The sequence below is a fragment of the Spongiibacter pelagi genome (assembly GCF_014705705.1).
Classification (GTDB): Bacteria; Pseudomonadota; Gammaproteobacteria; order Pseudomonadales; family Spongiibacteraceae; genus Spongiibacter; species Spongiibacter pelagi.
Genome location: NZ_JACXLD010000004.1, coordinates 242,504 through 266,524, shown reverse-complemented (window position 1 = coordinate 266,524; position 24,021 = coordinate 242,504). Strand labels below are relative to the sequence as shown.

The 24,021-nt window shown below is 50.5% G+C and carries 21 protein-coding genes and 2 tRNA genes; 6 read left to right on the top strand and 17 right to left on the bottom strand.

Going from position 1 to position 24,021, the window contains the following annotated elements; all coding sequences use genetic code 11:
• Positions 1 to 21 precede the first annotated feature (21 nt).
• The 5 genes from pheS to thrS form a co-directional block, all read right to left on the bottom strand.
• A complete protein-coding gene (gene pheS / locus IB286_RS09240) occupies positions 22 to 1,038 on the bottom strand; it encodes a phenylalanine--tRNA ligase subunit alpha (RefSeq protein ID WP_223826252.1) in 1,017 nt (338 codons plus the stop codon).
• 111 nt (positions 1,039 to 1,149) lie between these two features.
• Complete coding sequence (gene rplT / locus IB286_RS09235) at positions 1,150 to 1,506, bottom strand: 50S ribosomal protein L20 (protein WP_190764748.1); 357 nt, start codon at positions 1,504 to 1,506, stop codon at positions 1,150 to 1,152.
• A gap of 35 nt (positions 1,507 to 1,541) precedes the next feature.
• Positions 1,542 to 1,736, bottom strand: a complete 195-nt coding sequence (gene rpmI / locus IB286_RS09230) for a 50S ribosomal protein L35 (RefSeq protein ID WP_190764746.1) — start codon at positions 1,734 to 1,736, stop codon at positions 1,542 to 1,544.
• A gap of 51 nt (positions 1,737 to 1,787) precedes the next feature.
• A complete protein-coding gene (gene infC, locus IB286_RS09225; RefSeq protein ID WP_223826291.1) occupies positions 1,788 to 2,291 on the bottom strand; it encodes a translation initiation factor IF-3 in 504 nt (167 codons plus the stop codon).
• Between the two features lie 38 nt (positions 2,292 to 2,329).
• Positions 2,330 to 4,258: a threonine--tRNA ligase gene (gene thrS, locus IB286_RS09220; RefSeq protein ID WP_190764744.1), complete on the bottom strand. Its 1,929-nt coding sequence runs from the start codon at positions 4,256 to 4,258 to the stop codon at positions 2,330 to 2,332.
• 195 nt (positions 4,259 to 4,453) lie between these two features.
• On the opposite strand from thrS, the gene IB286_RS09215 reads away from it, so the two are divergent.
• Complete coding sequence (locus IB286_RS09215; RefSeq protein WP_190764742.1) at positions 4,454 to 6,217, top strand: hypothetical protein; 1,764 nt, start codon at positions 4,454 to 4,456, stop codon at positions 6,215 to 6,217.
• Positions 6,218 to 6,230: 13 nt separating this feature from the next.
• Here IB286_RS09215 and IB286_RS09210 read toward each other — a convergent pair whose 3' ends face one another.
• Positions 6,231 to 6,917 (bottom strand): VIT1/CCC1 transporter family protein, encoded by a 687-nt coding sequence (locus IB286_RS09210; protein ID WP_190764740.1) that lies wholly within the window; start codon positions 6,915 to 6,917, stop codon positions 6,231 to 6,233.
• 436 nt (positions 6,918 to 7,353) lie between these two features.
• Between IB286_RS09210 and IB286_RS09205 the strand changes: the two genes are divergently transcribed.
• Complete coding sequence (locus tag IB286_RS09205; RefSeq protein ID WP_190764738.1) at positions 7,354 to 7,728, top strand: hypothetical protein; 375 nt, start codon at positions 7,354 to 7,356, stop codon at positions 7,726 to 7,728.
• Between the two features lie 39 nt (positions 7,729 to 7,767).
• On the top strand, positions 7,768 to 8,340 hold the full coding sequence (locus tag IB286_RS09200) for an HNH endonuclease (protein ID WP_223826251.1): 573 nt from the start codon (positions 7,768 to 7,770) through the stop codon (positions 8,338 to 8,340).
• A gap of 224 nt (positions 8,341 to 8,564) precedes the next feature.
• Here IB286_RS09200 and IB286_RS09195 read toward each other — a convergent pair.
• Positions 8,565 to 8,640 (bottom strand) — tRNA-Asn (locus tag IB286_RS09195).
• 190 nt (positions 8,641 to 8,830) lie between these two features.
• Here IB286_RS09195 and uvrB point away from each other — a divergent pair.
• Positions 8,831 to 10,870: an excinuclease ABC subunit UvrB gene (gene uvrB, locus IB286_RS09190; RefSeq protein ID WP_190764736.1), complete on the top strand. Its 2,040-nt coding sequence runs from the start codon at positions 8,831 to 8,833 to the stop codon at positions 10,868 to 10,870.
• Between the two features lie 48 nt (positions 10,871 to 10,918).
• A tRNA-Val gene (locus IB286_RS09185) sits at positions 10,919 to 10,995 on the top strand.
• Positions 10,996 to 11,453: 458 nt separating this feature from the next.
• Here IB286_RS09185 and IB286_RS09180 read toward each other — a convergent pair.
• From IB286_RS09180 to IB286_RS09155, 6 genes are all read right to left on the bottom strand, one after another.
• Complete coding sequence (locus tag IB286_RS09180) at positions 11,454 to 12,302, bottom strand: alpha/beta fold hydrolase (protein WP_190764734.1); 849 nt, start codon at positions 12,300 to 12,302, stop codon at positions 11,454 to 11,456.
• Between the two features lie 11 nt (positions 12,303 to 12,313).
• Entirely contained in the window at positions 12,314 to 12,829 is a 516-nt protein-coding gene (gene sixA / locus IB286_RS09175) for a phosphohistidine phosphatase SixA (protein WP_190764732.1), read from the bottom strand.
• Entirely contained in the window at positions 12,801 to 13,823 is a 1,023-nt protein-coding gene (locus IB286_RS09170) for an NAD(P)H-dependent glycerol-3-phosphate dehydrogenase (protein WP_190764730.1), read from the bottom strand. Before IB286_RS09170 ends, sixA begins: the two co-directional genes overlap by 29 nt.
• Positions 13,824 to 13,932: 109 nt before the next feature.
• A complete protein-coding gene (gene htpG, locus IB286_RS09165) occupies positions 13,933 to 15,843 on the bottom strand; it encodes a molecular chaperone HtpG (protein ID WP_190764728.1) in 1,911 nt (636 codons plus the stop codon).
• 102 nt (positions 15,844 to 15,945) lie between these two features.
• Complete coding sequence (locus IB286_RS09160; protein ID WP_190764726.1) at positions 15,946 to 17,640, bottom strand: acyl-CoA dehydrogenase family protein; 1,695 nt, start codon at positions 17,638 to 17,640, stop codon at positions 15,946 to 15,948.
• A gap of 16 nt (positions 17,641 to 17,656) precedes the next feature.
• The gene (locus IB286_RS09155) at positions 17,657 to 18,250 is read right to left on the bottom strand and encodes a TetR/AcrR family transcriptional regulator (RefSeq protein WP_190764724.1); all 594 of its coding nucleotides are present in this window, start codon (positions 18,248 to 18,250) and stop codon (positions 17,657 to 17,659) included.
• Positions 18,251 to 18,640: 390 nt separating this feature from the next.
• Between IB286_RS09155 and IB286_RS09150 the strand changes: the two genes are divergently transcribed.
• A complete protein-coding gene (locus IB286_RS09150) occupies positions 18,641 to 18,961 on the top strand; it encodes a hypothetical protein (protein WP_190764722.1) in 321 nt (106 codons plus the stop codon).
• Positions 18,962 to 19,090: 129 nt separating this feature from the next.
• On the opposite strand, the gene sucD is transcribed toward IB286_RS09150, so the two are convergent.
• From sucD to odhB, 4 genes are all read right to left on the bottom strand, one after another.
• Positions 19,091 to 19,963: a succinate--CoA ligase subunit alpha gene (gene sucD / locus IB286_RS09145; RefSeq protein WP_190764720.1), complete on the bottom strand. Its 873-nt coding sequence runs from the start codon at positions 19,961 to 19,963 to the stop codon at positions 19,091 to 19,093.
• Positions 19,963 to 21,129, bottom strand: a complete 1,167-nt coding sequence (gene sucC / locus IB286_RS09140) for an ADP-forming succinate--CoA ligase subunit beta (RefSeq protein ID WP_190764718.1) — start codon at positions 21,127 to 21,129, stop codon at positions 19,963 to 19,965. Before sucC ends, sucD begins: the two co-directional genes overlap by 1 nt.
• A gap of 139 nt (positions 21,130 to 21,268) precedes the next feature.
• Positions 21,269 to 22,705: a dihydrolipoyl dehydrogenase gene (gene lpdA, locus IB286_RS09135; protein WP_190764716.1), complete on the bottom strand. Its 1,437-nt coding sequence runs from the start codon at positions 22,703 to 22,705 to the stop codon at positions 21,269 to 21,271.
• A 93-nt stretch (positions 22,706 to 22,798) separates the two neighbouring features.
• Positions 22,799 to 23,980 (bottom strand): 2-oxoglutarate dehydrogenase complex dihydrolipoyllysine-residue succinyltransferase, encoded by a 1,182-nt coding sequence (odhB, locus tag IB286_RS09130; protein WP_190764714.1) that lies wholly within the window; start codon positions 23,978 to 23,980, stop codon positions 22,799 to 22,801.
• Between the last annotated feature and the right edge of the window lie 41 nt (positions 23,981 to 24,021).

Here is a 24,021-nt window from a genome sequence, read left to right as displayed (position 1 = left end):
CTGTTGTGTTTTGGTGTATGCCTAGCGAAATTGCGCCAGAAAACGCAGGTCGTTTTCAAAGAAAAGACGTAAGTCATTCACCCCATAACGCAGCATGGCCAAGCGCTCGACACCCAGACCAAAGGCAAAGCCGGTGTATTTTTCAGTGTCGATCTTCGAGTATTCGAAAACCTTGGGATGCACCATGCCGCAGCCCAGAATCTCAATCCAACCCGTTTGGCTACAAACGCGACAACCTTCGCCACCGCACATTACGCACTGAATATCGACTTCAGCGGAGGGCTCGGTAAAGGGGAAATATGAGGGGCGAAAACGCACCGCCAACTCTTTTTCAAAAAAGGCGCGCAGGAAAGATTCGAGCATGCCCTTGAGGTCAGCAAAGCTGCAGTATTCCGTCACCAACAGGCCTTCGACCTGATGGAACATTGGCGTGTGGGTTAAATCGGAGTCACAGCGATACACGCGGCCGGGGCAGATCAATTTCAGCGGCGGCGTTTGCGACTCCATCACCCGTACCTGTACCGGTGAAGTATGGGTGCGCAGTACCGTACCCTCTTCAACATAGAAAGTATCGTGCATGGCGCGCGCAGGATGATGTGCGGGAATATTGAGGGCTTCGAAATTGTGGTAGTCGTCCTCAATTTCCGGACCTTCAACAATATCAAAACCGATATTGGCAAAGAACTCGCTGATACGCTCGATGGTGCGGCTAACCGGGTGCAAGCCACCCAGATCCTGACCGCGACCCGGCAGGGTCACATCGATGGTTTCGGCGGCCAAGCGCGCATCGATTGCCGCTTGCTCCAGCAGGGCTTTACGCTCGTTAATCTGCTCTGATAGCGCCTGCTTAACCTTGTTAATTTCTGCGCCGGCGGCTGGCCGCTCTTCCGCTGACAGCGCACCAAGCCCTTTCAGCAATTCAGTAATACAGCCTTTTTTGCCCAGATACTCAACCCGTACCTGATCCAGTGCCTGCGCGTCTTCGGCTGCCGCGATTTTGTCCGCTGCCTCAGCTCTCAGGGCCTCAAGATTTTGCATAATGCGTTCCCATGTACACTTTTTTCGAATCTAAAAACAAAATAGGGAAAGAGCTGTGCACCCTTTCCCTATTTCAAATTGCATAACTGCGCCGCTTACGCGGCAACAGTCTTAGGCCAGTGCGGTTTTTGCGCGATCAACCACAGCAGCAAAAGCAGCTTTGTCATGTACGGCCAGGTCAGCCAGAACGCGACGGTCCAATGCGATATCCGCTTTCTTCAGACCAGCGATCAGACGGCTGTAGCTCAGGCCATTGGCACGAGAAGCCGCATTGATACGGGTGATCCACAGCGCGCGGAAAGTGCGCTTCTTGGCGCGACGGTCACGGTACGCATATTGACCAGCTTTGATTACCGCTTGCTTGGCAACACGGTAAATACGCGAACGCGCACCGTAGTAGCCTTTAGCTTGCTTCAGAATTTTTTTATGGCGACGGTGTGCAGTCACACCACGTTTTACGCGAGGCATAGTCTCTTCCTTTTAAATACGTTGATGACGGCGAATTAAATGGCGCGCAACATGCGATCTACCAATACCTTGTCCGATTTATGGACGGCACTGGTACCACGCAGCTGACGCTTACGCTTGGTAGTCATCTTGGTCAGGATGTGACTCTTATGAGCGCTTTTACGCTTGTAACCGCTTCCGGTTTTTTTGAAGCGTTTTGCAGCCCCACTGTGTACTTTGATTTTTGGCATCGTTTAGATACTCCGCATTTGTAAATTACAAATAAAGCAGGCCCTATGAGCTCACTGCTTTTTCTTTTTCGGGGCAATTACCATGGTTGCCTGACGACCTTCCATTTTTGGAAACTGCTCTACAGCACCGTATTCAGCGAGGTCTGCTTCCACTCGCTGTAGCAACTGCAGGCCAAGTTCCTGGTGGGCCATCTCACGACCGCGGTAACGCAAGGTCACCTTGGCTTTATCCCCATGCTCAAGGAAACGTATCAGGTTGCGCAGTTTTACCTGATAATCCCCTTCATCCGTTCCAGGCCGGAATTTGATTTCCTTAACCTGAGTACGAACCTGTTTTTTCTTAGCCGCAGCTTGTTGCTTTTTGGCCTCGAAAACATGCTTACCGTAGTCCATGATTTTGCAGACTACGGGGTCAGAATCAGCAATTTGTACAAGATCCAGTTGGGCTTCTTCAGCGGCCTTTATGGCCTCATCTATAGAAACAATACCAACCTGGCTACCATCGGCACCGATTAAGCGAACTTCTCTTGCTTCAATTTCGTCGTTCGTCGGCAGACGCTTGCTGCGTCCTTTTCCATCATCTCGTTTGATTGCTAATTCTCCGTATTTGCGCGGCCACGCTGGGCCACACCTTCAGCGAGCAGGTTTTTTAACGCCTCCATTGAGACTGAACCTAGATCCTCGCCACTCTTTGTGCGTACTGAAATAGTACGAGATTCCACCTCTTTGTCACCGACGACAAACAGGTAAGGAACCTTCTGGATTGTGTGCTCGCGGATTTTAAAGCCGATTTTCTCATTTCTCAAGTCTGTTTCGACTCTAAACCCGTGTTCTGACAGGAATTCTTGCACTTCTGAGGCAAAATCGGCCTGTTTATCCGTAATTGGACTAATTACCGCCTGAACGGGGGCCAGCCAAAGCGGGAAAGCGCCCTCATAATGTTCGATCAAAATCCCAATAAAGCGCTCAAAAGAACCCAAAATTGCGCGGTGCAACATCACTGGCGTTTTGCGCGCACCATCTTCATCAACATACTGCGCGCCAAGACGACCCGGCATAGAGAAATCGACCTGAATAGTGCCCAACTGCCACACCCGGCCGATACAGTCTTTTAGAGAAAACTCAATTTTGGGGCCATAAAAAGCACCTTCGCCGGGCAACTCTTCCCAAGGCAATTGCTTGCTGTCGAGCGCCAAAGCCAAGGCCTGCTCGGCACGATCCCAATCGGCATCGCTACCCACTCGTTGCTCAGGGCGAGTTGAAAGACGATAAATCACTTCGCTAAAACCAAAGTCCGCATAAACCTCATGCAGAAAATCGATAAACTCAGCCACTTCGCTCTGAATCTGATCTTCAGTACAGAAAATGTGCGCATCATCTTGGGTAAAACCACGCACCCGCATAATGCCGTGCAGTGAGCCGGAAGGCTCATTGCGGTGGCAGCTGCCGAATTCTGCCAAACGCAGCGGCAAATCACGGTAAGAACGCAAGCCCTGATTGAACACCTGAATATGACAGGGGCAGTTCATTGGCTTAACGGCAAATTCGCGCTCTTCCGCCGTTAAACGGAACATGCCATCGCTGAATTTATCGGCGTGACCGGATTTTTCCCACAGGGTGATATCCACCACCTGCGGTGTTTTGATCTCGTTATAACCATGACGGCGCTGCTTAGCGCGCATGTACTGTTCAATGGTTTGATAAACCGTCCAGCCCTTTGGATGCCAGAACACCATGCCCGGCGCTTCTTCTTGCTGGTGGAACAGATCGAGTTTTTTGCCGACTTTACGGTGATCGCGCTTAGTGGCCTCTTCCATCATGGTGAGATGGGCCGAGAGCTGTTTCTTGTCGGCGAAGGCGGTGCCGTAAATGCGTTGCAGCATTTTATTTTTGGAATCACCGCGCCAGTAGGCACCGCTGACCCGCAGCAATTTGAAGTGCTTACAGAAGGTCATATTGGGCACGTGGGGGCCACGGCACATATCAATATATTCTTCGTGGTGATACAGGCCGGGTTGATCGTCGCGGGCTACGTCGCGGTCGAGAATTTCCATTTTGTAGCTTTCGCCACGGCCTTCAAAAGTCGCGCGCGCTTCTTCCCAGCTAACTTTCTTTTTAACGACTTCGTAACCGGTCGCTGCCAGCTCTTTCATCCGCGCTTCCAGCTTGGCGATGTCTTCATCGGTCAGCATATGATCGAGATCGACATCGTAATAAAAGCCGGTATCAATAGTGGGGCCAATGGCCATTTTGGCATCGGGCCAAAGCTGCTTAAGGGCGTGCCCCAATAAGTGCGCGCAGGAGTGGCGAATAATCTCCAGGCCGTCTTCATCTTTAGGTGTAAACAGTGTTAGCTCAGCATCCTCGCTAATCACTTCGCAGGTATCGACCCGCTGACCGTTCACACGACCACCCACAGTAGCTTTTGCCAAACCGGGACCAATAGAGGCAGCAACGTCCATCACGGTAACGGGATGATCAAATTCGCGCTTGCTGGAGTCCGGGAGAGTTATAACAGGCATGGCAGTATCCTTTTACAGTGGCGACCGCTACCAAGGGCCGCATGATTTAATGAAAGCAGGTCGTGGCGACCTGAAAAAGAGCGGCAATTATCCTGATTGCCGATAGCTGGCGCAAGCGTTCAAAAGCATTGCCAAAAATACCGCGATTTAGCTAGACTCAAAGACCACAAAATTCGGGCTTAGGGAATTAGCGCCATGACGACAAGGACGATGTCAAACTCCGCCACAGCAATCGCTGCAAGCAGTAACGGACGCCCGCGCCTCAACCCCGCCATTACCGCCAAGTTACAAGCGCTCGACCCGCTACTGGATAGCGAATGGCACAAAGAAGTCAGTGCCTTATTCAAAGACTTAAGCAATGTCGAACGCAAATATGCGTTTAGTCGGCATTTGGCGCCAAAAGGTATAAGACTCGACACCCAAGCCAAAAAGCTGGTTTTCCCCGGCCGCCCCTCTCCCACTGAAATTCGTGGCGAAATTAAATCGCCCCAGCTTCATTCCATTATCAATAAGCTGGAAAAAACCTACCAAGAATTAAGAATTACGCGTGATGTTTTTGATTTTGCCGATCTACTCGAAAGTAGCCTGAGCATTGTTGAAAGCTTTGATCCAAATAGCGACCTAGCCCAGAAGCGGGAGAAAAATCGGGTTCGACAAGCGCATCTCGATCAACTGGTCTCGATAGTAAGAGAGTCGGAATTTACGCCACCCCAGACTCGCCGAGGACTAACTACAGGCATCATCAAAGATTATTTGATTGAAGTCTTTATCCGCCATCAAATGCTTGGCTATCGTTTCAGACTGACACCCATCGACGAACTACGACAATGGAACCACCCACTGATCGCAGAGCAAATTGCCAACGAAGCCGAAGTACGGCAATGCGATGTCATTACCACCACACGTTATATCTACTTGGTTGGCCCTGTTAGAGACTTTAAGCAAAACCCGTATTCGGCACGACGCTTCCTTAGCGAAGACTCAGCCATGAATGAAAGCACAGCATTTTTTCAGGCGATGGCAATTCCGCTAAAATCCCTGAATATTAATAAAATAGCCAACCACTTATTGTGGACGGTGACTCGCATCCTCACCCTTGAGCGCCAAATTTCACAAGATATTGTCAAACTAGTTGAGCAATTCAAGGACGCCCGCCTAAACGCTCTGCAACCGATACTAAAATTGGAAATCGCCGCCGACGGATCGGAGCTTGAAGAGCAAATCAGAAAACGCCTCACCGCTTACGAAGAAGTATTAGTCCAGCAAATCCTAAGCAAGCTTCCCCTAGCGGTTCGGCAGCTGGCGAAATCAAACGATGATCACGACTATCTTTTCTTTCACCTTCATTCACTTATCAGTCAATTGGCTACCGACGTTCGCGACTATGCCAGCCAATACGCCGTTGCCTATAGCAAATCGGCTGAAGAACTGGAATTACGCCTGCTTTCCTATCTCTGCCTAATCGAAAAGCGCCAAGATCAAATCTTCAGCGTGCAATCGCAAAAAGGGCCAGCAAGCTCGGCGAACAGCAATACTCCCGCACAAGAATTCCGCAGCGCCATTAACACCTTTGAACCCCAGGCACACAAACTCCAACAAAAATTACAGGCGCTCTACTCAGCGCAACAAAAGCCGCGCGGAAAGTTTGGAACATGGTGGGACGAAGTGCGTAACACGCATCATAAACGCCTTGCGGCAATGGCTAGCTTAGAGCGCGAGGCCGGCCAAAATCAGAAACAATGCCTCGTCTCAATGATCAAAACCTGTAAACGTCTCGCTGATCTCACCGTATTTCTGGAACTGGAAGATGTTATCGAGGTTGATGACAACCAGCGGCATTACGCACTGCCAGCGGGCATAGAAGGGATTAGCGCGCTGCCCTATCTCGTACAACTATGGGAAGATCACACGCTATTAAATTTCACCCATTTAAGAAAAAGCTTGGGCGAAAACGTTTAGCTAAATTCGAACTCTACGCCCCCACAACCTTGCCCGCTATAGCGGTTAATCCCATTGCCAGCGCTCCCCAGCTAGTCACACGGGCAATGGCTCGGAGGCGCTGAGCACCACCCGCAGAGGCGGCAAGACTCCCCGTTACCAATAATGCCAACAAAGCAACGAGAACTATCGCCAAAGCCGTATATTCAAGCGGCGCAAACACCGCCGCCAACAACGGAAAAATCGCACCACAGGCAAACGCAAGCGCCGAGGCAAAAGCGGCTTGCAAAGGCCTTGCTGCATTAGCCTCACTCAAACCCAACTCATCACGGGCATGAGCCTCCAACGCATCATGCTCTGTGAGCTGTTTCGCTACCTCCAGCGCCATCCCAGCCTCAAGACCTCGAGCTCGATAAATCTCCGCCAACTCCGCCAACTCTTGCTCTGGATATTTTCGATGCGCGCGCTCTTCGCGAGCTAGATCAGCTCGCTCAATATCCGCCTGAGAACTTACCGACACAAACTCCCCCGCCGCCATCGACAAGGCCCCAGCAACCAAACCGGCAACCCCAGCGATCAAAATCGTCTGCGGCGAACTGTGCGCAGAGGCCATACCGACCAACAAGCTCGCAGTAGAAACAATGCCATCATTGGCGCCCAAAACCGCCGCACGTAACCAGCCCTGCCGGTGGATATAGTGTTCTTCGTGTTCTGCGTACATTGTTTGCCTGCTAGAAATGAAATCTGTGAGGGTAAATACAAACCAAAAAAAGCCCCGAAGTCTACTCTACTCATTATTTGCCGCTAAGCAGGATTATCAATTTTAAAAAAACAGGCACTTTTAGTACCTGTATTAAATATTATTTAAACCAAGTCGGTTGTGTAAGTTTATATTTTTACCTACACAGGTACTATGAGTTCCCAAAATGACAACAAAATAAACCGCCTTCTATTTCGTCAGCCCACTGCCATTGTGCTTTCGAGCGGATGACTAACTGAGTACTACGCCTAGAACCCGGTTGGTCTGAGAACCATTAGGGTGAGTACCCATCAGTCCACTGGAAACTTCAGAATTTGGCGAAGTTAAAAGAGAACAATGAGGTGAAATATCAAGAGCAACTAAAGCAGCTTCGACCAGCTACTTAAGGAATAACTTCATGACGCAAATGGTTGAGCCGGATTACGACTGCCTGATCGAAATGTCTGAAGAGGATTTTACATTCCTGTCAGGTGTGCATTGGAAAATCGACATTTTGCTATCAGGTGGCAAGCACAGACGGGGCGGATTAACAGTGCCTCAATTCAACTCTCAATCCGAGAATGGATTTTATGGGAGCTGGTTGTGGTTATCGAATCCGTACCCACTGATTGTGCCCGGTGAATCAGTAAGAGCTAAGCTGATTGAAGTCGATGGGGGCATACCAATGGTCGAGGCAGAAAAATTTGAAGCTCTAGGAGCAAAAAGAGTCTTTCCAATAACGATCATCCGCAAACGTAACGGTAGATGGGACTCATTGTCTAAAAATGATTGATTTGAAACTGCCCACATTTCCGAAATTCGACTAAATGCTATGGACTATCTATCGCTGTTTAAAATGCCCAAGCCGATGAAAATCACCGGGCGCTCTTCGAGCATTACCAACTCCTTTATTAACTCAATCATTCCGGTCATTGAGCCTACGAATGAGGAAGTCAAAGAAGCGCTGACGATATTGGGAATGGACCACGAATCCTTCCAATGTATTTATTGCGGTAGTGTGGCGTCTGAGTGGGATCATCTTCGCCCCTTGGTAAAGGACAAGAAGCCAACAGGTTACATTTCTGAGATTCACAATCTCGTTCCCGCGTGCGGCAAGTGCAATCAGTCAAAGGGCAATAAAGACTGGCGGATGTGGATAGTCAGTGATGCGGCCTTATCACCTAAAACAAAAGGTGTGACCGATATTGCCGCCAGATTGGAAAAGCTTGAGCGTTACGAGCAATGGCAACAACCAACGCAAGTCGATTTTGAGCAGCTAGTGGGTCAGGAGAAGTGGGCTCAACACTGGTCAAATTGGGAATTGGTTCAACAAACGATGCGTGATGCCCAACTGCTGGCCGCTGAAATCAATACCACCGTGGCTAAAGAGTATAAGCGCCTATAACAGCTTCGCTCCCCAGTATTCTGAGGCGTGGTTAAAAAGGATGCCGTGGAGCTAGGAAGCTTGTGAATAGCCTCCATGACTAGATCTAATCTACCCAACACTTCTGAGAGCTAGTGTGCTCAGATTGTGCTCATCAGTAGTTAATAGGGTGCTAGCCAACCATCAACAAAACCGTAAGGAGAAAAAAAAGCCCCGAAGTCTAGGACTTCAGGGCTTTTTAAATTTGGCTCCGCCTGCTGGGCTCGAACCAGCGACCCAATGATTAACAGTCATTTGCTCTACCAACTGAGCTAAGGCGGAATAGCTTCATCAGCTAAGGCCGCGCATATTAAAGACGTTTCCCGGGAGCGTCAAGCCCTGTTTTAATTTTTTTACTAGAGATTTTTGTTTTATTTATCCGCAGCTTACAGAGTGATCAATGTTTATACTGTCGCCGTAAAACTCACGGCTAAAACTTGTCCGCCCACACCTCGCGCAGTTATAAAGAAGTATGAGTAAAGCATTCGAAGTTGTTTCCAATTATCAGCCATCCGGCGATCAGCCCAAAGCGATCAAGGCTTTGATTGAAGGGCTTCAGGCTGGCTTGCACAGCCAGACACTATTAGGGGTTACCGGCTCGGGCAAAACCTTCACTATCGCCAATGTGGTTGAGGCAATGCAGCGCCCCACCATTGTCATGGCCCACAACAAAACCTTGGCGGCCCAGCTGTACGGCGAGTTTAAGGAGTTTTTTCCCAATAATGCGGTGGAGTATTTCGTTTCTTACTACGATTACTACCAACCCGAGGCTTACGTTCCCTCCTCCGACACCTTTATTGAAAAAGACGCCTCGATTAACGACCACATTGAGCAGATGCGCCTTTCCGCCACCAAGGCACTGATGGAACGCTCCGATGCCATTATCGTAGCCTCGGTGTCTTCGATTTACGGTTTGGGCGATCCCGAACTCTATTTCAAAATGGTGTTACATCTGGTTCGTGGCGAACGGATTGATCAGCGTAAATTATTGCGACGGCTAGCAGAGCTTCAGTACACCCGCAACGACATTGCCTTTCAGCGCGGTACTTATCGGGTACGCGGCGATGTGATTGATATTTTCCCTGCGGAGAGTGATAAAAACGCCATTCGCGTTGAACTATTCGATGATGAAATTGAAACCATTAGCGGCTTTGATCCGCTAACCGGTGAAGCGCTTGGCAAATATCCGCGCGTGACTATCTATCCGAAAAGCCATTATGTAACGCCACGGGAAACCCTACTCAAAGCCGTCGATTTCATAGAAGAGGAACTGAAGGAAAGGCTGGAACATTTGCGCAGCAATGACCTGCTTGTGGAAGCACAGCGCTTGGAACAGCGCACACGCTACGATTTAGAAATGATCCGTGAACTGGGTTACTGCAACGGTATCGAAAACTACTCCCGTTATTTGTCAGGCCGCGACCCCGGCGAGGCCCCACCTACCCTATTCGACTACCTGCCTGAAAATGCGCTGGTGGTCGTGGATGAATCCCACGTCACCATTCCTCAAATCGGCGCCATGTATCGCGGCGACCGCTCACGCAAAGAAACGCTGGTGCAATACGGATTTCGCCTGCCCTCAGCGCTGGACAACCGCCCCATGCGCTTTGAGGAATGGGAAAAACTGGTGCCGCAGCTCATTCTAGTTTCGGCCACGCCCGGCCCCTACGAGCAAGAGCACTCAGATCGCACTGTTGAGCAAGTGGTACGCCCCACGGGATTGATCGACCCCGAAGTGGAGATTCGCCCGGCCACCAATCAAGTTGACGATCTACTCTCTCAAATCCAGCTGCGCGTTAAAGCCGAAGAGCGGGTATTGGTCACTACCCTCACCAAGCGCATGGCCGAGGATTTAAGCGAATATCTGGACGAACATAACGTGCGCTGCCGTTACCTGCACTCCGATATCGACACCGTTGAGCGCGTGGAAATTATCCGCGACCTTCGCCTTGGCAAATTTGATGTGCTGGTAGGGATTAACTTGCTGCGGGAAGGCTTGGATATGCCCGAAGTTGCACTGGTGGCAATTCTCGATGCCGACAAAGAAGGCTTCTTACGCTCAACCAGCTCCCTAATCCAAACCATTGGTCGCGCCGCTCGCAACATCAACGGCAAAGCCATTCTCTATGCCGACAAAATTACCGGCTCCATGCAACGCGCCATCGACGAAACCGAGCGCCGCCGCAACAAGCAAATTGCCTATAACGAGGAACACGGCATTGTTCCCAAGGGCGTCAAGAAATCCATTGCTGATATTCTCGAAGCAGGTGCTATTCCCGGCTCAAAAGTGGTACGTAACAAAGGTGACAAGCGCAAAGTCGCCGAACCTGATGCCGACTACCTCGCCAATGCAGCAAACCAATCGCCAGCGCAACTCGCCAAAACCATCAAGCAACTTGAACAGCAGATGCTGGAACACGCTAAAAACTTGGAATTTGAAGATGCGGCCAGATTGCGAGATCAATTAACGGCCATTAAACAGCAGGCATTCTTAGACAAGTCATCAGGATAAAAACTTGTTATGTAACAACACCCTGATTATAATGCGCGCCTTCTTAATACGACCGTAGCTCAGTTGGTTAGAGCACCACCTTGACATGGTGGGGGTCGGTGGTTCGAATCCACTCGGTCGTACCAAATTCTAAAAAAACCGGCCTCGTGCCGGTTTTTTGCATTTGGCGTACTGAGTGATTGAGAAACACCGCTGGTTCGACAAATTGCATCGCAATTTGAACCGAGCTGCCGCGTTTTTTAGCGGACAGCGAAGCCTGAAAGGGCAAAACAGGCGACGGCCTGTTTTGAGTTAATCCACTCGGTCGTACCAAATTCGAAAAACCGGCTTACTTTCGCAAGAAAGTGCCGGTTTTTTGCATTTGGCGTACTGAGTGATTGAGAAACACCGCTGGTTCGACAAATTGCATCGCAATTTGAACCGAGCTGTCGCGTTTTTTTTCAGCGGGCAGCGAAGCCTGAAAGGGAAAAACAGGCGGCAGCCTGTTTTGAGTTAATCCACCCGGTCGTACCAAAACATAAAAAACCCGGCATACTTTCGTAAGAAAGTATCGGGTTTTTGCGTTTAGAGCTATCCACTCAATTTAGTTTTTTACAAACTCCCCCACTAGCTCAGCAATCCCTTCCACCGCCACATCCATATGGAAATGGTGATCGCCCTCCAGCTCATGAACCGCAAAGTGCGCGGATAACTCAGGCAGTAGTTTGAGAATCTCCGGTCCCAAACCCTGTTTAGCGGAAATAAACATCGCCGGTACCGAAGGCTTCGCTACTAGCCGCCATTGCTCCATGCTTAATTTAACGGGAGATGCCAAACTTAAGCGACGATCGCTGGACCAGGAATAACTGCCATCGGCATTTTGCGTCGTACCGCGCGCAACGATTTTCAATGCGGATTCCGGCTTCATGCTCATTACGCGGATTCTAGCGTCAGCGGCCTCTTCCAATGACGAAAAAGCCCGTGGCGGACGCTGCTCCCGACTAAAGTCGCGCAGGTACTCGCCCAACTGAGGCAGCAATTGCTCTTGCGGCGTGGGCTCTGCCAGCAAACCATCCAAGCAAACCACGCCCAATACCCGCTCAGGCAAAGCCCCGGCAAGCATGGCCGCCATCATCGCGCCTCGAGAGTGGCCCAGAAGATAAAAAGATGACCAAGCCAGCGCATCTGCCACGCCCACGACCGAGCGCAAATCGTCCCAAATCGCATAATTGCCAGAGGCGGGTTTATGATCACTATGGCCATGCCCCGGAAGATCGAGGGCCAGTATTTGGCAGTCAGGCACTTTCTTGGTTAGCTTTTCAGCCAAGGCATCAAAGCTGGCGGCATTATCAAACCAGCCATGTAGGGCAATAATTTTCGGGCCATTGCCTTTGCCCCACAAACGCCCGGCGAGTCTGAGCCCATCATGAATAAGGGAATATTCTTCAACCATTTCAGATCAACTCACAGGGCATTCGATTCATAGGACGGAAAGTGTCGAAGCGATAAGGCGGTGCCGCAGGCTTGTCCGATAATATCTATCACGAACAGTGCCTGACTTGCCGGCTGCAAACCCCAGCGCGTATTTGCATCGCCACATAAATAATTAAAGGCATTGCTGAATAGCGGGTTGTGACCCACCAGCAAAACCCGCTCGAACGAGGCATAGTTACCGAGAAGGGTTTCAAGCTGCGCCAAGCTAGCTTCTGGTGTGAGCGCCACCGATTCTTCAATAGCAAGTCGCCACGGTTGATTCAGAATATCCGCTGTTTGTCGCGCACGTAAAAAAGGGCTGCGGCAAATGGCATCAGGAATCCATCCCATGCGCTTCAGGTATTCGCCTGCGGACGCAACTTCCAGCTCACCGCGCTCGGTCAGCGGCCGTAGTTCATCAGTCGGGGCATCCCATGCAGCGCTGCCATGACGCATCAACAAAATTTGCACGGGTAGCTCAGGATGACTTAACCGAGAATTCCACATCCCGGTTTTGGTCCGCCCACATCATTGAGCCAATAACCTCATCCACCGAGCGGGCATTGTAGATAATGTCGTACAGGCCACTGACCAGAGGCATATAAATGTTTAATTGCTCAGATTCCTGCTTGAGCAATTTCAGGGTATTTACCCCTTCTGCCACTTGGCCAAGTTCGGCAACAACGTCATCCAGCGCCTTGCCCTGCCCCAGTTGAAAACCAACCCGATAATTACGGCTCAGCGGTGAGGTGCAGGTAACAAACAAGTCACCCACACCCGCCAACCCTAAGAAGGTCATGGGGTCAGCACCTTTATGCACCGCATAGCGGCTCATTTCCGCCAGACTGCGTGTGACCAACATGCTAATGGTATTGGCGCCACAACCCAGCGCGGCTGCCAGACCGGCAACAATGGCGTAGACATTTTTCAAGGCGCCCGCCAATTCCACGCCGTGGATGTCATGACCGGCATAAACCCGAAAGTAACTGCACTGCAGCAAGTCCTGAATGGTTTCAGTTAAGCTCTCATCCGCACTGGCGATCACCGTACCGGTAATTTGTCGGGCGGCGAGTTCCTTGGCCAAATTCGGCCCACTCATTACCCCAATGCGCACATCGCCCAACTCTTCCGCCAATACTTCGCTCATTAGCTTATTGGAATCAGACTCAATCCCTTTAGTGGTACTAACGACCATACAACCCGCCGACAATAGCGGCTTTAATTGTTTGGAAACATCGCGACAAGATTTACTCGGCACCGCGACAAAAACAATATCGCAATCGCGTACCGCAACATCGAGTTCGGTAGTCGCTTTGAGATTTGAGTTTAGGGATATATCGGGAAGATAGGTGGCGTTAGTGTGCTGCTTATTTACCTCATTAACGCGCTCTTCACTGCGCATCCACAGGGTAATTTGGTGACCGTTATCGGCGATAATATTGGCGATGGCTGTTCCAAAACTGCCTCCACCCACTACGGCAACCTTGTGCTTATTCGGCATTTAAGCCTCTCCCCCAGCGTTTTATGATTTTCTGCAAGTTTATCACCCCTCAGCGCGAAAACCTGTGTAATACCACGATAAAAAAAGGCGGCTTACGCCGCCTTGATTATCAAGCACTCAACTCAAGCAAGAGCTTATTCAATTTGTGAACATAACCGGCGGGATCATCCAACTGCGCGCCCTCGGCCAAATGCGCCTGCTGGAAAAGCACATCAACCAAATCGGCGAAACGATCTTCGTCGGGCTCTTTATCCAGCTTCAATACCAGCGGGTGCTCAGGGTTAAGCTCAAAAATCGGCTTGCTTTCCGGCACGGCTTGACCGGCCTGCTCCAGAATGCGGCGCATTTGCGCACCCATATCATCTTCACCCACCACTAAGCAGGCGGGAGAATCAGTCAAACGCGCGGTCGCACGAACCGACTCAACCTGCTCGCCCAGCGCTTTAGAAACACGCTCGATCAGGTCTTTGTGTTGTTCTGCCAGATTTTCTTGGGCTTTTTTCTCGTCTTCGCCTTCCAGCTCGCCGAGATCAAGTTGGCCACGACCCACGTCTTTTAACGTTTTGCCGTCGAACTCATGCATATGGTTCATCAGCCAATCGTCGACCCGGTCAGAAAGTAGCAGAACTTCAATGCCTTTCTTGCGGAACACTTCCAGATGCGGGCTGTTAGCGGCGGTTTTGTGGTTTTCGGCAACCACATAGAAGATGTCTTTTTGGCCTTCTTTCATGCGGCTAACGTAATCTTCCAGCGAATGTGTCTGCTCGACTTTATCGTCTGTAGTCGTCGCAAAGCGCAGCAGCTTGGCGATTTTGTCCTTATTGCTGAAGTCTTCCGCCGGACCTTCTTTCATCACCTGACCAAAGGCTTTCCAGAAGGTTTGATATTTTTCCGGCTCGTTTTTAGCCAGTTTCGACAACATATCCAGCACGCGTTTGGTCAGCGCGCCTTTCATCGAATCCACAACCGGATCTTGTTGCAGAATTTCGCGGGAAACGTTCAGCGACAGATCGTTTGAATCCACCACCCCTTTCACAAAACGCAGATACAAAGGCAGGAATTGCTCAGCGTCATCCATAATAAAGGTGCGCTGCACATAGAGCTTCAGCCCGCGTACCGCATCGCGATTCCACATATCCATCGGCGGCTGGCTGGGCAGATACAGCAGGCTGTTATATTCCAGCTTGCCTTCTACCTTGTTATGACTCCAATACAAGGCATCACTAAAATCGTGGCTGATATGCTTGTAGAAGGATTGGTATTCCTCATCACTCACCTCGGTGCGAGGACGGGTCCACAGCGCGGTAGCCGCATTAACGGCTTCGAATTCTGGCGCCTTATCTGCAGGCTCTTCTTCACCCTCTGCCGGGCTTGCCATTTTGGGCATTTCAACCGGAATACCGATATGGTCAGAGTATTTTTTGATGATGGACCGCAAACGCCAATCATCGGCAAATTCTTTACAATCTTCGCGTAAGTGCAATACAACCTTGGTGCCGCGCTCAGCCATATTGTGCGCTTCTACCGAGAAATCAGCCTCGCCGGAAGATTCCCAATGTACCGCTTGATCCGCAGGCGCACCGGCGCGACGAGTGAACACTTCAACCCGGTCGGCAACGATGAAGGCAGAGTAAAACCCCACGCCAAACTGTCCAATAAGCTGGGAGTCTTTGCGTTGATCGCCACTGAGGTTTTTCAAGAATTCGGCAGTGCCAGAGCGCGCAATGGTGCCAAGGTTGGCGACCACGTCTTCACGGCTCATACCAATGCCATTATCGCTAATGGTCAGGGTGCCGGCCTCTTTGTCTGCGGTAACACGAACACGCAGCTCAGGATCGCTTTCAAACAAGCTGCCATCAGCAAGGGCTTCAAAGCGCAGCTTATCAGCGGCGTCTGAAGCATTGGAGACCAGCTCGCGAAGGAAGATTTCTTTGTTGCTATAAAGTGAGTGAATCATCAACTGAAGCAGTTGCTTGGCTTCAGTTTGAAATCCCATTGTTTCTTTTTCTACAGTGGACATGCGTTCATCCCATAACACGGTATTACAAACGACAGGTGATCCCGCGAGGAGATCACCCTACTCGTTGCCTGTTATGGGGGCGCTCCCCCGGATTTCAAGACCTTAATAAACTTCCGGTAATGCGCGAGAAAGAATCGCGTCCACATCAATGCTGGCAGGTAGATTGCCATAGAGCGAATGACGCCCCTGAAAACGTGACAACATATACGCCTCGGCAACCTTGCTGTCACCGTACTGAAGCAGCGTTGCCGCCTGGAAGCACAAGGCCATTTCTTCCAGCAGGATACGCGCCTCAAATTCCAGATTTTCCGGTTTGCTGAGTCGCTGCTTGATTTGCCCAATAAGCTGATCTAATTCGGCAAATTGGCCGCAGGCTTTTTCCACCTCAGCCAACCAACACGATACCGCCTCGGGAGATTTCATCATGGCGCGCATCACATCCAATGCCTGCACATTCCCCGAACCTTCCCAAATGGCATTCACCGGTGCTTCGCGGTAAAGACGCGGCAGGATCGACGTTTCAATAACGCCATTACCACCCAGACACTCCATGGCCTCATAGGTAAGACCGGGAGTGCGCTTACAGATCCAATATTTACCAATGGGCAAACCGAGCCGCAGTAATAGGCTTTCATCGTGATTATCAGGTTGATCCAGTGCCGCCGCCATGCGCATGGTCATCGCCAGAGATGCCTCACTTTCAAGCTGGAGATCCGCTAAAACATTGCGCATCAATGGCTGATCGATCAAGCGCTTGCCAAAAGCCTCACGGTGACGAGCATGATGCACTGCCTGAACTACCGCCTGTCGTTGAAGCGCACTTGAACCCACCATGCAGTCAAAACGGGTAAGCGATACCATTTCAATAATGGCGGGAACCCCTCTACCTTCCTCACCCAGCATCCAGCCTTCCGCACCGCGAAACTCCACCTCAGAAGAGGCATTGGAACAGTTGCCCATTTTGTTTTTCAGGCGCTGAACAAACACCGCGTTTTTCGTTTCATCACTGCGCCAGCGCGGTACCAGAAAGCAGCTCAAACCGCCTTCTGCCTGAGCCAAAACTAAAAAGGCATCGCACATTGGTGCCGACATAAACCATTTATGTCCGGTCAACTCATAGCGAGCACCGGGCCCCCGCCCCTCAATAGCTACAGCGCGAGTGGTATTGGCGCGCACGTCTGAACCGCCCTGCTTTTCGGTCATCCCCATTCCAATAGTGACCGCACTTTTCTGCTGCCAAAGTTTGTTTTCCGGCTGGTAGTCCCGCGCCAAAATTCGGGGCAACCATTCTTTAGCTACACTCGGTGTAAGACGGATAGTTGGAACTGCAGCAAATGTCATGGTCAGTGGGCAGCCGTGGCCGGGCTCAACCTGAGTTTGCATATAGCTATATGCGGCACGAACCACATTAGCGGAGCGGGTATTCCCCTCCCACGGCAAAGCATGAATCCCCTGCTTTAGCCCCATCGCCATCAGTTCATGGTACGCCGGATGAAACCGAACCTGATCCGCACGATTCCCATAACGGTCGTGGCTATCAAACTGCGGTTTAAATTCATTGGCATCAAAACCCCAGCCGATAACCTCGCTACTGCCACAGCGCACACCATAGGCCGCCAAATCAGGCAACGAAGCCTCACCACCATGACGTTTCACAGCCTCACTCAGCGCCGTATCTGAAGCGAACATATTGTAGTTTTCCAGGGGGCGCGCCTGATTAAACACCTCATGGGTATGAGCTGCAGACTCTGCGTCCACGACCGGGCTTTCCACTGTTTTTCTTTCGCTTATTGTCATTGTCATTTACTCCGTATTAAGCGCCTACCGCGCGCAGGCAAAAAAGCACTAGTCCGTCGATCACTTCTTGCTCGGGGCCGTTGTGTTCCAGCGGCCCAAGCAAGCTCTCCGCTAAAGCCCCTACAATTGCCGCTGCGCTAAGTGCAGGAATTTGCTGAGGCAACGTTCCCGAAGCCACCCCTTCAGCGATCACCTTCTCAAAAAGCCGAGCATAGGCTTCTCGGTAAAACAGTCTCGATTCATCAACCGCCGGCTCTACCGGCTCAGCGATCAGCGCCCAAGCCAGTACCGGCGCTCTAAACGCACGCTCGGCAAAAACTCGCACTCCCGCTTCTAACGATTGCGAAATATCAGTTTTCCCCTGAATTGCCTGAGCGACCGCCAACAACTCGCGCTCGGTTGAGTGCCGAAACACCTCAACGCTAAGCGCATCTTTATTACCAAAATATCGATAAATATTGCCGACACTCATATTTACATCATTTGCGAGCGCCTGGATGGTTAAGGCTTTAAAGCCACCAACACGAACTAGCGTTTCTGCTGAACGCAGAATCTCGCTTCGCATCTGGCTTTTCTTTTCCAGAACTTTGGTGGTTTCTCGGTATGCCATTCACCCCTCCAACAATAAAGTGAATCATGATTCACTTTATTGAAGAAGTAAACCATAGAAATATTTGGCCCTAAATATGGCATTAGAAAAGCTAGAGAAGAATTCTGACTGAACGCATAAGAAAGGAAGGCGATTCAAATCCCAATACGCACCGCAATGGCACGCAACACGTGACTTTGTGCAAATTTAGCACAATAGGTAACAGTCAAAAGACGCACTATAAAACGTCATATTTATTGACTAATTCTGAGATTAACTAAAGTTAATTCAATGAAATAGATTTTAGAATGAAAATTCTAAAATCTTGCCTTAAGATAACAGTTGTGTAGATGAGTAACACTGCACGGCATCAGTAACACCCATTCATTTTATCGTTTATGAGGTACGATCATGAAATCTTTACTTACTAAAGCCGTTGCAATTTCTTCACTGGTATTTGCAGCCAACACCAGCTTTGCTGGCTGTGCCACTCTGGCCATTTTGGGTTCCCCCTCCATCCCAGATATTGCTGACACACAATTCGAAGACGCTGCCGCCCTTGCTGTAGCCATGCAAAACTACGTCAGCCGTGCTGAAACCAAACTGGAAGAATGCCGCGAAAGCAGCGATAGCTTTGAATTCAATGCCGCCATTGCCGCACTGGAAAACAAAGCAGAAAAATATAATCGCATCGCGCGCTTCTACAACCGTAACGGTTTGGCAATGAATTAATTGCTCTCGACAAAACAAGAACATACAAAAAAGGCGGCCATTGGCCGCCTTTTTTGTATCTATTTTTACCTAATCACTTAGGTATCCCGCCCCAGCACTTAGCACTGGAGCGAGAACAGAAGAACTAGCTTACCAGCCAGTCACTTCTTTCAGAGCATCACCGATCTGGGCCAGTGAGCGAACGGTTTTAACGCCCGCATCTTCCAGAGCAGCAAATTTCTCGTCAGCAGTACCTTTACCACCAGAAATGATCGCACCGGCGTGACCCATGCGCTTTCCTGGAGGAGCAGTAACACCCGCAATGTAAGAAACCACTGGCTTGGTTACATTCGCTTTAATGTAAGCCGCTGCTTCTTCTTCTGCAGAACCACCGATCTCACCGATCATAACAATCGCTTCAGTCGCAGGATCTTTCTCGAACATTGCCAGAATGTCGATGAAGTTAGAGCCGGGGATTGGGTCACCACCGATACCAACACAGGTAGACTGGCCGAAACCGTAGTCAGTGGTTTGCTTAACCGCTTCATAGGTCAAGGTACCTGAGCGAGAAACAATACCGACTTTACCTGGCAAGTGAATGTGGCCGGGCATGATGCCGATTTTGCACTCACCGGGAGTGATAACGCCTGGGCAGTTAGGGCCAATCAGACGAACACCCAGCTCATCGCACTTCACTTTGCACTGCAGCATATCCATTACTGGGATGTGCTCAGTGATACAAACGATCAGCTTGATACCAGCATTAGCCGCTTCAAGGATAGAATCCTTACAGAAAGCTGCAGGTACGTAGATTACAGACGCTTCTGCACCAGTCGCTTCAACCGCTTCTTGAACCGTGTTGAATACAGGCAGACCCAGGTGCTCAGTACCACCTTTACCTGGAGTTACACCACCAACCATTTTGGTGCCGTAAGCAATAGCTTGTTCAGAGTGGAAAGTACCCTGACCACCAGTGAAACCTTGACAGATTACCTTGGTGTCTTTGTTGATCAAAATAGACATTATTTACCCTCCGCAGCTTTAACGGCTTGTTGGGCTGCATCGGTCAAGCTAGTGGCCGCAATGATGTCCAGACCGGACTCAGACAGCAGCTTGGAACCCAGATCAGCATTGTTACCTTCCAGACGTACAACAACAGGAACGCTTACGCCAACTTCTTTAACCGCGCCGATAATACCTTCGGCAATCAGGTCACAGCGAACGATACCGCCGAAGATGTTAACCAGAACGGCCTTAACTTTGCTGTCTTCAAGAATGATTTTGAACGCTTCAGTTACACGCTCTTTGGTCGCGCCACCACCTACGTCGAGGAAGTTAGCTGGGAAACCGCCGTGCAGAGAAACGATGTCCATGGTACCCATGGCCAGACCCGCACCGTTTACCATGCAACCAATGTTACCGGTCAGGGCTACGTAGTTCAGATCCCATTCTGCCGCGCGTGCCTCACGCTCGTCTTCCTGCGAAGGATCGTGCATTTCTTGCAGATCTTTATGACGGTAGATTGAGTTGCCATCGATAACGATTTTGGCGTCCAGACAGTGCAGATTGCCTTCGGTAGTGATAACCAGAGGGTTGATTTCCAGCAGCGCCAGATCTTTCTCTTCGAACATCTTCGCCAAACCCATGAAGATGTTTACGAACTGCTTAACCTGAGTTGGATTCAGGCCCAGTTGGAAAGCCAGCTCACGGCCTTGGTAAGGCTGCGCACCAGTCAGGGGATCAATAGTCGCCTTCAGAATTTTTTCTGGGGTTTCTTCAGCCACTTTCTCGATTTCCACGCCACCTTCAGTAGAGGCCATGAAAACGATACGACGGCTAGAACGGTCTACAACCGCGCCCAGGTACAGCTCTTTGTCGATATCAGTGCAGGATTCAACCAGAATTTTAGAAACTGGCTGGCCGTTTTCGTCAGTTTGGTAGGTAACAAGGTTTTTACCCAGCCACTGAGAAGCAAAAGCTTTGATTTCGTCAGTGCTGCTAACCAGCTTAACGCCACCTGCTTTGCCGCGACCACCGGCGTGAACTTGGGCTTTAACAACCCATTTGTCACCGCCAATTTTTTCTGCAGCTGCCGCTGCCTCTTCCGGGGTATCACAGGCATAGCCTTTAGATACAGGCAGCCCGTATTGGGCAAACAGTTGTTTGCCTTGGTACTCGTGAAGGTTCATATTGGATTTACCATCTCGGTGTGTGGAAATTAAAAGCGGACAGCATCCCTGTCAGTGAATGGTCCACCCCGTTTGACATTGCGCTGGCACGCAAAATTCGGGGCTGTATTTTCCCGAATTTTGCGACGCACCGCAAATTCTATTTCCGCTTCTTGCGGTTTGGGATGTGGATCGCGTGCCCACCCAAGGCGAGAGCCGCCTCTTTTACACCCTCTGAAAGACTGGGATGACCAAACATGATCATGCCAATGTCTTCAGCGCTGCCGCCAAACTCCATGGCGATTGCAACTTCTTGCATCAAATCAGCGGCATTCGCGCCGATAATCTGACAACCCAAAATACGATCAGTAGTCGCATGGGCGATCATCTTAACCATACCGCCGGCATCATTAGCGGCCAGCGCACGACCACTGGCGATAAAGGGGAATACACCCACTTCATAGGGAACGCCATCGGCTTTGAGCTGCTCTTCGCTCTTACCAACCCACGCCACTTCCGGGTGGGTGTAAATCACGCTGGGCACCAAATCGTAGTTAACGGTGGGCTTCTTGCCGGCAATACGCTCAGCAACCATCACGCCCTCTTCCATGCCTTTGTGAGCCAGCATTGGGCCGCGAACAATATCGCCAACCGCATAAACACCAGCCACACCGGTTTCACACAGATCGTTAACGGGAATAAAGCCGCGCTCGTCCGCGCTCACGCCGCAATCATCGGCCAACAGACCGGCGGTGCGTGGCTTGCGACCAACAGCAACGATCAATTTATCGAAGGCTTCTTCAACATCTTTTTCGCCGTCGTTATAGGTCACTTTAACTTTGGTTTTAGTTTGGCTGGAGCCAGTCACTTTGCAGCCAAGGCGAATATCCAAGCCCTGCTTTTTGAAGATTTTGGCGGCTTCTTTGCCAATCTGCTTATCGACCATAGGCAGGAATTCGGGCATGGCCTCAAGCACCACCACTTCACTACCCAGACGCGACCAAACGCTGCCCAGCTCAAGACCGATAACACCCGCTCCGATCACACCCAGACGCTTAGGTACTGCGGTGAATTCCAGCGCACCGGTAGAATCGACAATCAGGTTTTGATCGAGTGGCGTAGGTGGAATTTCAACCGGCTTGGAGCCTGCCGCCAAAATAACGTGGGTAGCTTCCAGTGTTTCAACCGCGCCATCGGCTTTGGTAACTTCCACTTTCTTACCCGCCAACAGCTTGCCGTAACCTTCAATCGCGGTAACGCCGTTAGCCTTGAACAAACCACCGATACCGCCGGTCAGCTGAGCGACAACATCGTCTTTGCGCTTAATCATGGCAGGAACGTCAATGCTGACGTCCTTTGCGTTAATGCCGTGAACGGCAAAACCGTCTTTGGCTTCATGGTATTTAAAGCTGGTATCCAGCAGTGCCTTGGAAGGAATACAGCCCACATTCAGACAGGTACCACCAAAGGCAGGTTTGCCGCCTTTATTCAGATCGCCTTCGATACAGGCGGTGCTGAAACCCAGTTGCGCCGCACGAATTGCCGCGTGATAACCCGCAGGGCCTGAACCGATGACAACAACATCATACTTAGACATAACACATTTCCCATTGCAGGAGTTACCTGCAGTTAAACCTTATAAAGAATCCGTAACAATCTGATTTATTTGGTTATTCAATAAAAACCCAAATCAAACTTCTAACAGAATACGGGCCGGATCTTCCAGCAGGTCTTTAATGGTTACTAAGAACTGAACCGCGTCTTTACCGTCGAGCAAACGGTGATCGTAGGACACCGCCAGGTACATCATTGGCAGAATCTCAACCTTGCCATTAACCGCCATGGGGCGCTCTTGGATTTTGTGCATACCCAAAATCGCAGTTTGCGGTGGGTTCAGGATAGGGGTTGAAAGCAGCGAACCAAATACACCACCGTTAGTGATAGTGAAGGTGCCGCCTTGCATTTCGTCGATGCCCAGCTTACCGTCACGGGCGCGCAGACCAAAGTCACGAATCTTCTCTTCAATTTTGGCCAGGCTCATTGAATCCGTGTCGCGCAATACAGGCACAACCAAGCCCTTATCGGTGGAAACCGCTACACCTACGTCTTGGTAGCCGTGGTACACGATATCGTCGCCGTCAATAGAGGCATTAACAACAGGGAAACGCTTCAGTGCTTCACAGGCTGCTTTAACAAAGAAGCTCATGAAACCCAGACGCGTGCCGTTGTGGCTCTTTTCGAACAGGTCTTTGTATTGATTGCGCAGATCCATAACCGGCTTCATATTGACCTCATTAAAGGTGGTCAACATCGCGGTTTTCTGGCTGGCATCCAGCAGACGCTCAGCAATACGCTTGCGCAGACGAGTCATAGCAACGCGTTTTTCAACGCGATCACCCGCCGCCACTTCAACGACTGGAGCCGCCGCAGCCGCTTTTGGCGCAGGCGCGCTACCCGCATTCATCACGTCTTCTTTAGTGATCACGCCGCCTTTACCGGTGCCGGTAATTGCGCTGGCATCCAGGCCTTTTTCATCCATCATCTTGCGCGCAGCTGGACTGGCTTTCACATCATCAGCGGAAGCTGCCGCCGCCGCTGGTGCTTCAGCAGTAGGAGCCGCAGCAGAGCCCGCAGCACCTTCAGCAAATTTAGCCAGCACTTCATCGCTCAGCACGGTATCGCCTTCACCGCGCAGAATTTCTGTCAGTACACCATCCGCAGGTGCAACCACTTCCAGCACGACTTTATCGGTTTCGATATCGACCAGTGGCTCATCACGGCTCACTGCTTCACCAACTTGCTTATGCCAGGTTGCTACCGATCCGTCCGCTACAGATTCTGGAAAGGTAGGCGCTTTGATATCAATACTCATGATTTTTCCTGTGTCAGTTTTTCAAGCACAAAAGTTGTTAT